Annotated in this window: 6 protein-coding genes; 1 reads left to right on the forward strand and 5 read right to left on the reverse strand. The window is 51.2% G+C overall.

What is annotated here, in order from left to right:
* Together HJG40_RS13310 and HJG40_RS13315 are read right to left on the reverse strand one after the other, a co-directional pair.
* A partial coding sequence (locus HJG40_RS13310) for an efflux transporter outer membrane subunit (RefSeq protein ID WP_215864645.1) occupies positions 1 to 1,270 on the reverse strand: 1,270 nt, incomplete at its 3' end.
* Positions 1,270 to 2,811: a DHA2 family efflux MFS transporter permease subunit gene (locus tag HJG40_RS13315; RefSeq protein WP_215864646.1), complete on the reverse strand. Its 1,542-nt coding sequence runs from the start codon at positions 2,809 to 2,811 to the stop codon at positions 1,270 to 1,272. The genes HJG40_RS13310 and HJG40_RS13315, both read right to left, overlap by 1 nt.
* A 109-nt stretch (positions 2,812 to 2,920) precedes the next feature.
* On the opposite strand from HJG40_RS13315, the gene HJG40_RS13320 reads away from it, so the two are divergent.
* Positions 2,921 to 3,829 carry a LysR substrate-binding domain-containing protein gene (locus tag HJG40_RS13320; protein ID WP_215864647.1) on the forward strand — a complete coding sequence of 303 codons (909 nt, stop codon included), beginning with the start codon at positions 2,921 to 2,923 and terminating at the stop codon, positions 3,827 to 3,829.
* 34 nt (positions 3,830 to 3,863) lie between these two features.
* Here HJG40_RS13320 and HJG40_RS13325 read toward each other — a convergent pair whose 3' ends face one another.
* From HJG40_RS13325 to HJG40_RS13335, 3 genes are all read right to left on the reverse strand, one after another.
* Positions 3,864 to 6,272, reverse strand: coding sequence for a YbcC family protein (locus HJG40_RS13325; RefSeq protein WP_215864648.1), 2,409 nt, complete (start codon positions 6,270 to 6,272; stop codon positions 3,864 to 3,866).
* On the reverse strand, positions 6,269 to 7,963 hold the full coding sequence (locus tag HJG40_RS13330) for a proton-conducting transporter transmembrane domain-containing protein (protein WP_215864649.1): 1,695 nt from the start codon (positions 7,961 to 7,963) through the stop codon (positions 6,269 to 6,271). Before HJG40_RS13330 ends, HJG40_RS13325 begins: the two co-directional genes overlap by 4 nt.
* Before the next feature lie 121 nt (positions 7,964 to 8,084).
* Positions 8,085 to 8,413: LysR substrate-binding domain-containing protein (locus HJG40_RS13335; RefSeq protein WP_264317577.1), on the reverse strand; the 329-nt coding region annotated here is incomplete at its 5' end.

An 8,413-nucleotide genomic window follows, 5' to 3' on the forward strand; every position in this document is an offset into this window, starting at 1 on the left:
AGGCGGCCGTAGCTAGTGCGCTATCCTGCCCGGCCGCATTGGTCATAGGTATTTGTTCCTGTATTTGTTGGCGGTTTTTTTGCCAGGTGGCCAAATGCCCGGCAATTTCACGCACCGCGCTGAGAATGGTGTGGCGATAATGATCTTGTGCGGCCAGATACAAGGCATTTTGCGCTTTGAGATGGGCACGGAGCCTTCCGCCTTCAAAAATGGGCAGGGATACCACCGGCCCAATGGCGTGAGCCAGATTTCCAGGGCTAAATAAATCACCCAGGTTAATACTGTTCCATCCTGCAAAAAGAGCTATATTGACATCGGGATAAAAAGCCGCGCGGGCGGCTCCGACCTGTTGCGCAGCGACTTCTATTGCCCAGCGAGACGCGACAATGTCAGGGCGATGCGTAATAAGACGTAAGGGTAAATTACGGGGTATAGCTATAGAGGAAAGATCGGGTAATGGTTCCACGGCAATATGTTGTCCCCAATCGGGTCCATGCCCGGCCAAGGCGGCCAATACATAGCGCTGCTGCGCAATGGCTGCCCGCAGTTGGGCGACTGACTGCTGCGCACTGCCATAAGTTTCTGTCTGCGCATATACCGGCCGGGCATTGCTCAGACCATCCTGCCAGCGTTGTTTTTCCAGTTGTAACAATGATTTTTGCAGGTTTTCCAGATGCTCCGCCAGATGCAGTTGCTGTGTTTCGCCTGCCAGCAAAAAATAATGCCAGGCCAGTTGTTTCTCCAGTTGTAATTTTGCCTCGGCATAATCCGCCTGGTGAACCCGTACTTGTCCTAAAGCTGCACGAATCTGATCGCTGTCACGTCCCCACAAGTCCAGATGATAATGGAGTTCTAGCGGGTTGATTTCGGTATAGGTAAAGCTTTTGCCGTTGGCCTGAAGGTGCAAACCATTCTGTGAAAAATGCTCCTGGGTGAGGGCCGCTCCCGCCGAAAACTGCGGGAGGAGGGCGGCCTGTTGTTCTGCAGTCACGGCTTTGGCGGCCAGAATACGGGTGCTGGCAAGCTGCAGCGATGGGTTTTCGCGAAGGGCAACCTGAATCAGATGGTTAAGAGCAGGCATTTGCGCCGCTTCCCACCACTGGTGTGCAGGCCAGGGACCCGCCGTGATTCCATATTGATGATCGGCCCGGGCCATGGTCTGTTGAATTTGGGTGGTATGGGCGAGATGCGCGTCAGGAAGATGCCGAGGCAGGCGCGCACAGGCCGCAAGCAGCAACAATGGCAGCAGCAGAAGAATGGATTTTTTCATCAGAGATCCACCAGTTCTTCTATGGCACGGCGCACCCGAATATCCGGTTCTGCGTAAACCACCGGTCTGCTGAACAGCACGAGACCCGCGCCGAGCAGAAATCCCCATGCGGCTATATAAAATATTTCGTTGAAGGCGAGCATGGCTGCATGATGTGTAATGTCGTGCGCAGTGCGGATATTGCCTATCGAAGGATTGAATGGTTCTGTTGTCGTACGGTTGCCTTCAGCAAGAAAGTGCGCATGAAAAATCATTCTTCGGTCGAAAAGTGTGGCAATAAGGGGAATGCCCATGGCCTGTCCACATAAGCGCAAGATATTCAAAAAGGTAGTGCCGCGTATTTCCACGGGCCCAGATAATCCCGATAAGGCAATAGCAATAATGGATGGAAATAAACTGCCTAAGAATATTCCCACAAAAGCTTGTGGCCACAGTAGTTCACTAAATGAAGCCGGGTGATTGTAGGAGGAAACCCAAAAGCTGGCAGCAGAAAACCCCAATAAGGAGAAAATAGCCAGAATGCGTGCATCGACATGATTCAGCAGGCGTTGAGTCAGCATGAAACTGATTTTTGAAAAAATCGCCATGGGTAATATCAATAGACCGACCATCCAGGCGGTATAGCCCATGACTAACTGAAACCCCACAATATAAATAGCGATACTGCCTTGAAAAAACAGGGCGGTGAAAAACAGCACAATGCTCCCGATCATAAAGTTACGGCGTTTCAGGAGTTGTAGATCCAGTAAGGGGTGTGGGCTATACCATTCCCAAATCCCAAAAAAAACCAGTGTGATCAGGCTGATGCTGCCGAGAAAAAGAATAGTCTGGGAGCGCCACCAGCTGATGACTTCCCCGGCATTAAGGGCTGTCTCCAGAGTGGCCAGGGCAATCAGGAGCAAAAGCAGGCCCGGCCAGTCCAATGGGGGATGACGATGTTCTATTTCCCGACCGAACAGCAGAATCGCAATAATGACAGCCACGCTGATGGCAATCGGTATGTTTATATAAAACAGCCAACGCCAACCGATACTGTCGGTAATCCAGCCACCTATCACCGGCCCCAACGTAAACGGGGTGAGGGCGGCCACTCCCCACAGTCCCAGGCCAATATTACGACGATGCGCCTGATAATGGCGCAAGATAATCTGCAAGGAGACTGGAATGGTTAACCCCCCCGAAAATCCCTGGAGAATACGGGCACTCAGAAATGCATCATAATGGCTGGTTTGCGCGCAGATGGCCGAAGCAAGGGCAAACAAGATGAAAGCGCCTGATAGAACCCGCATTTCACCCCAACGCTGCAAAAACCAGGGAGAAGTCGGAAAGGCCAGGGCCATGGCCAGAAAAAAATCTGCCTGAGTCCAATCTGCAAAATCCGGGTTGACCCCCAAACTGCCGGCAACATGGGGTATCATGGGCAAATAGGCACCAGTATTGAACAGCACCAGAAAATGGCCGAGCCCAATCACCAGGTTCAACAGCAATACCATGCTGGTGCTGAGTGAGGAAGCTGCCGGAGCATTATGTGACAAAGCCATGAATAGGAAACCGCTTCTATGCTGATGAAGTAAACGCGGCGATCATGCGGGGTATAAATACATAGGTCAAATTGGTAATATATATATAACCTATCGGGTATAGCGATATATGGACACAGAACTTTTGTTAACCTTTCTGACCGTAGCCAAAAGTGGCGGGATCAGTGCAGCAGCACGAGTACTGCATCGCAGCCAGCCGGCCGTCACGGAACGACTGCAGAAATTGAGCCAGCTGGTCGGAGAACCCTTGACGATGCGTCATGGTCGCGGCATTCAACTAACGCCTGCTGGTGAGGCCCTACTAACTACCGCCCAACGTCTGCGTGAAGTTGTCGACGAGTTCGAAGATATGATTTTACGTCGCCAGCGCCTGCAAAGCGGGGTGTTACGCATTGCGGCAACCAATACTGTGGCCAACTATTTTTTACCGGAACGCCTGGTTGCTTTTCAGCAGCAGTTTCCTGATGTGGAAATTCAATTGCGCGGAGGGATTATTGACTGGGAAAACATTGCCTTGTCTGACTGGGATTTATTTTTTCTGGAAGGTGGCCTGGATCTGGAAGGCTTGCCTTCCTATTACGCTGTAACCCCCTGGCTGGATGATGAAATCATGACGATATTTCCAGAAGGGCACGCGTTGTTGCAACGCGATGTTTTGAATCTGGAAGATCTGATGGCCTATCCTCTGATCTGGCGCGAGTCGGGTTCAGGAATACGTCGCTCCGTCGAACGGGCCTTTCAGGACGCTCAATTGACGCCCAGACAGTCTATTGAGGTGACGGGTGTTGAGGCGGTCGGCGCTGCTGTCGATGCAGGGCTGGGCATTGGTTTTGTAACCGCCGCCGCCTTGCGTTGCCGGAAAGACTGGCGCGTCGAGGCACGACGTCTACCTGCACCGCATGGCATCCAGTGGACTTTATATATGGCCAGACCACAGCCAGCTTATCAGTCGCACACCATACGTGCTTTTCTGGCGTTTCTGGAAACCGATTCCGTAGGATTTTTGGGTGTTATATAGGGGCATGGAGTGCTGCTCCATGCCCTCGAAACAGCTATATCAATACCCACCGATTTGGCTCGCGCCGCTCCAAAAGACTGCCATCAGGAGCAATTTGAACAATAGTCAGCCAACGATTATTGACAAGCTGACCAAGAACATCGTTACTCGCAATGATGCGATCCATTACCTCTGTTGGTGCTTCAATAAAGGCCGATAACCGCAACGGCTCGTGCTGAAGTCCACCATTGCTATCGCGTAAGGATTGTTCGGAAAGACCGATACGTAAATCGCCTCCGTTACCTTCCAGAACGCCAATAGTGCCCCCCACCACATTATGCAGAACCTTGTTCCCGCAGCCCTGCCGCTGGTTGTCAACAATAGAGCCGTAGTACTGCATGTTGATCCAGTTGGCCACAATCAGCGGTGCGGTCATGATCAGCGTCAAGACGGCAAAGTCGGGATCTTTGGCTGCATCATAGTCGTGGAGAAAAGCACGTCCTGCCAGGTTCATTTCCCTCGTGCGCCAGCGTGGTGCTGCGATGAAAGCGGCATTACCTGCCAGAGCCCATTCTGGACGTACCTGCGACCAGTCGCGGCCGCGAAAGTCCATGTTTTTGGCGACATCCTCATGATCCTGAAGGTCCGTTTCCAGGCGCAACATCCTTTCCAAGCGGGTCAGGTTAGCCGCCTTATCCAGTGCTTCACGTAATTCGTTGAGAAGCGTGTTGTCCAGTCTGGAGTGATGCCATTCGCCCAAAATCTCCACGCGATCTGTGGTGGTATTGTGCAGTGCAGGCACAAAGCAGGCATCAGGATCCAAATCCCAACCCTTTTGCAGTAAAGCCTCCCGGACCTTTATATCATTAAGTAATCCCGCTGCAGCCTTGGCGTTTACCTCTCCGGTTTGGCCTGCGCAAGCCCCACAGTCCAGACCCGCACGGTGCGGATTATTGGTCGTGGAACTGCCATGCCCTACCAGCAGGACGATGGGTGCGATGCCTTTATTTAAACCCAGACCATTAAGAATGAACTCAGCCATGGCGGTTCTCTCCTGCAGGGTCAAAGATGCGGGCAGGATACATTGCAGACTGGCTCTTTCAGCTGCATTTAGGCCGGCGTCGTCGGGTGGTATGGAGGCACGGTGCCAACCTAAGCTGTCTGCCAGTAGTTTACCTACATAAGATAAACCGGCTGTTTCTACAAACGAAAAACAGGATGAGGCCGAAAGTTTAAACTGCTTCCAGGACGCGCTCCGGCGTAAGCGCCGGAATCGGTTCTGAATCACCACTTCCGGCGCTTCTTCCTGAACATGCACTCCGGGGTTGAGCAGTACGGGCGACTGGGTTCTCGCTTCAGGATCTCCCTGTCGCTGATAATCCAGCAATACGCCAAAAAAACCCGCGAACCCGATGGTCTCCAGTGAAGGCAAAACACCCTCCAGATGCCGACGGAAGACTTCCGAGCGGACATCAATACAAAAAGCAGCCTGTACTTGCGCTTTCCGGGCAGTTTTTTTGACGGGTTTGCGGCGGATTTGGCTTGCCACATCTCGACGATAGGCTATTTCTGAAGCACGGAGTAACACTTCGCCACGTTCAGCATCTGCAATATCGGCAGATTTATTATCAATAATCCATCCCTCAATATTTTTACGCCAACGTTCCACAATCTTGGGTGGGGCTACCTGGCGGAGTAGCGCTTCCCAAACCATACGTATAGTCAAAAGATCGGCAAGATCTTTCTGCTGGCCTCCCTGCAGTTCTGCCTGCCAAAGCAGATAACGACACCAACTGGCCCAACCCCCGACGGATTTGAGGAGGACCAGTAAATATGCCTCTTCTGCAGTGGTTGGAATGGCCAGTTTTTGTGAAGCCCATATCCGGGCTTTTGTGGCATCAGCAGGCAGTGTAAGAAGCTGGGAACGAATTTTTTTGAGGCCCAAGGGACCCAGGCTGCGATCTGTCAGCGTGTACTGCCGCCAGTTTGCATATAAACCCAGCCCGGAGTCCTTGGGAAAAGTCCATAAAGATTGTCCCTTGTCGTAGTAGGCTGCAAGAAAATGACTGATCTGCTCTACCACGTACTGCGATATGGAAGTGTGACCACGACGATCCATCAATTCCGGCAACCTCGGCAGGCGCATGGGTAATTCAGTGTTTTCGCGGAGATAAGCTCTCCAGGCATCTTCGTCGGTAGATTGGCCCAGATCTTCTGCCGCCCTCAGAATGTCTGCCATCACCAGTTTGCCCGTTTGCAGGAGGTCTGCGTACCAGCGTCGATCCATCAGCACCCGCTCGCCAACAGTCTCCTGAAGCTGTGCGGCTACTTGTGAAAAAGCCTGGTCCGCAAAACCCCAATAAGGGTTGACGGCAACAAAGCTATCCAGTGGCCAAACCGGGGCAATACGGCGTATTACCCGATCAAAAAGTTGTTCGGTGTTTTCTGTGAGAGTGGTGTTCATTGTACGCCTCCAGACTTTTCAGGAATATCCTGGTTTTGTGCGATGGTTTGTAAGGATTCCACAGCAAGATTTTTGCGTGGTAATTGCACACTGACGCGCTCGGACCAAAATCGATGCGAAATCTGCTCTACCCAGTAATCTGTATACAACCCATTGTAAAGATGGGTAAACAGAACCAGCTGAATTTTGCGCGGCATCAAGTTGCGGCCGGGTCCCTGCAACCAGCTCAGTACCAGAAACCCACAGGCTGTCAGACCAATCAGCGTCCAATAAGAAGCCGATATAACGGGCATGGAACGGGTCAGATCTGCCGTGAAGCCCCACACAAATAGGGTATGTAAAATCAAATAGGTAAGCCCCATACTTATGGCAACCAATACGGACGTAACCCGATCAAACATTGTGTTGAACAGAAAGCCCTTGATCATGATCTGCGAAACAGCTACCGCGACAATGATCACTAATGCGAACCAGGTCGGATTTTGGAGTGGATTTTCTCCAAAAAACCATGCACCTCCTCCGGCAATCAGTACTCCAAGTGCCGTTGCCAATAGCCACGAAACCATGCCGGGTATTTTCTTGCCCCCGGGTGGTACTTGCCGCAATTGATCGGTGACACTACCCGAAGACAAAAAGGCATGCGCCTTATAGAGCGAGTGACCCGTCAAGTGCAGCAAAGCCAGAGGAAATAGTCCAAGGCCTAATTCCAGTGACATAAATCCCAGCTGGGCTGTGGTAGACCACGCCAGCATGGATTTGATGGAGGTCTGGGTGGTCATGACCAGCGACGCAATAATCACCGAAGCAAGACCCATGAAGCCTAGTAAAATCAATGCATCAGGAACGCGAATTAACAGTGAGCTGGTGCGTAGAGCAATGATGGCGCCACTATAAACAACACCTGCGTGCATTAGTGCGGATACCGGGGTTGGTGCCTCCATGACCTGAATCAGCCAGCCTTGAAATGGAAAATGTGCGCTTTTCAAAATCACGGTGATAACAATCAACCAGGCCGCCAGCTGTAGCGCCCAGGGAATACTTTGCGAATGTGCTACAAAGTCGCGCAGCGCGCTGAACTGAAGGCTACCAATTTGCTGGCCGATGAGCAGCGTAGCCACTACCAGAGCTATGTCAGCGGCTCGGGTAAAAAGCGACTTTTTATGAGCTGCCATGATGGCCTTGGGCCGATCACTATAAAATTTTAAAAGCTTGTTCAGGCTGAAACCCATGATGATGATGCCCAGAGTAAACAGTCCGATATTTCCAGAAACCACGGCTATCAGGAAAAAGCCTCCGGTGAGGGCAAGCAAGCGAAAAAAGCGGGCCTGTTGAGGATCGCCATCCAGATAACCAACACTGTATTGTGCAATCATGACAATCACGAAAGACACCAGGGTAGCCAGGAGCAAAGTTAAACCATTGACGGCAATTGACAAGGGAAAATCGAAATGCAGAACGGCAAGGGGGATTTCTGTGATGATCAGATCACTTCGTGCACCCAGAAAAAAACCAATATCTGCCGCTATTGCTATCAGCAAAGCGGCTATTGCCGCCCAACGTACGCGGTAACGATAGGACAGAGCGGATTGCCGTGTCGTCCGCGCACTGGGAATGGCGGCAACAATCAGTCCGGCAGGCATTGCTGCCAGTAATGCACCTGCAAGCCAGGGTATTGAAATTAGTGAATGCATACTTACCTCCAAGGTTCAGATGACCGAGGAAGACAATAATAAAATTTTACTATTTATTCTAATTTAATATATAAATTAAATAGATTTACTTTTATAAATGTAGAAGCCTGCGCAGAAATGGCTAGAGATATTGAGCCAGCTCAGGCCATAACTGCACAAGGCGATTAGTAATGAATTGTTCCTGAGAAACGGAGAAGTCCAAAAATTTTTGTGCGGTCAGAGAGAGTTGCCGGTTTCGGGGATAGACCAAAAACCATTTCCGCAAGATAGGAAACTGTTCCGTTTCGAGGACTTCGATGGGACCGCTGGTTCCTTCCAGTGCCAGTGAATGAATGGAGAGAACAGATATTCCCAAGCTGCTTGCCACCGCATGCTTGATCGCTTCGTTGCTGCTCAGCTCCATAATAACCCGGGGCCGCAAGCCTTGTTCCTCAAATAGGCGTAAGTAAG

Source organism: Acidithiobacillus concretivorus (assembly GCF_018853445.1).
GTDB lineage: Bacteria > Pseudomonadota > Gammaproteobacteria > Acidithiobacillales > Acidithiobacillaceae > Acidithiobacillus > Acidithiobacillus concretivorus.

Excerpts from the sequence above, each read along its gene's own strand:
- HJG40_RS13330 (WP_215864649.1), bottom strand. The coding sequence starts at position 7,963 with ATGCATTCACTAATTTCAATACCCTGGCTTGCAGGTGCATTACTGGCA.
- HJG40_RS13315 (WP_215864646.1), bottom strand. The coding sequence starts at position 2,811 with ATGGCTTTGTCACATAATGCTCCGGCAGCTTCCTCACTCAGCACCAGC.
- HJG40_RS13320 (WP_215864647.1), top strand. The coding sequence starts at position 2,921 with ATGGACACAGAACTTTTGTTAACCTTTCTGACCGTAGCCAAAAGTGGC.
- HJG40_RS13325 (WP_215864648.1), bottom strand. The coding sequence starts at position 6,272 with ATGAACACCACTCTCACAGAAAACACCGAACAACTTTTTGATCGGGTA.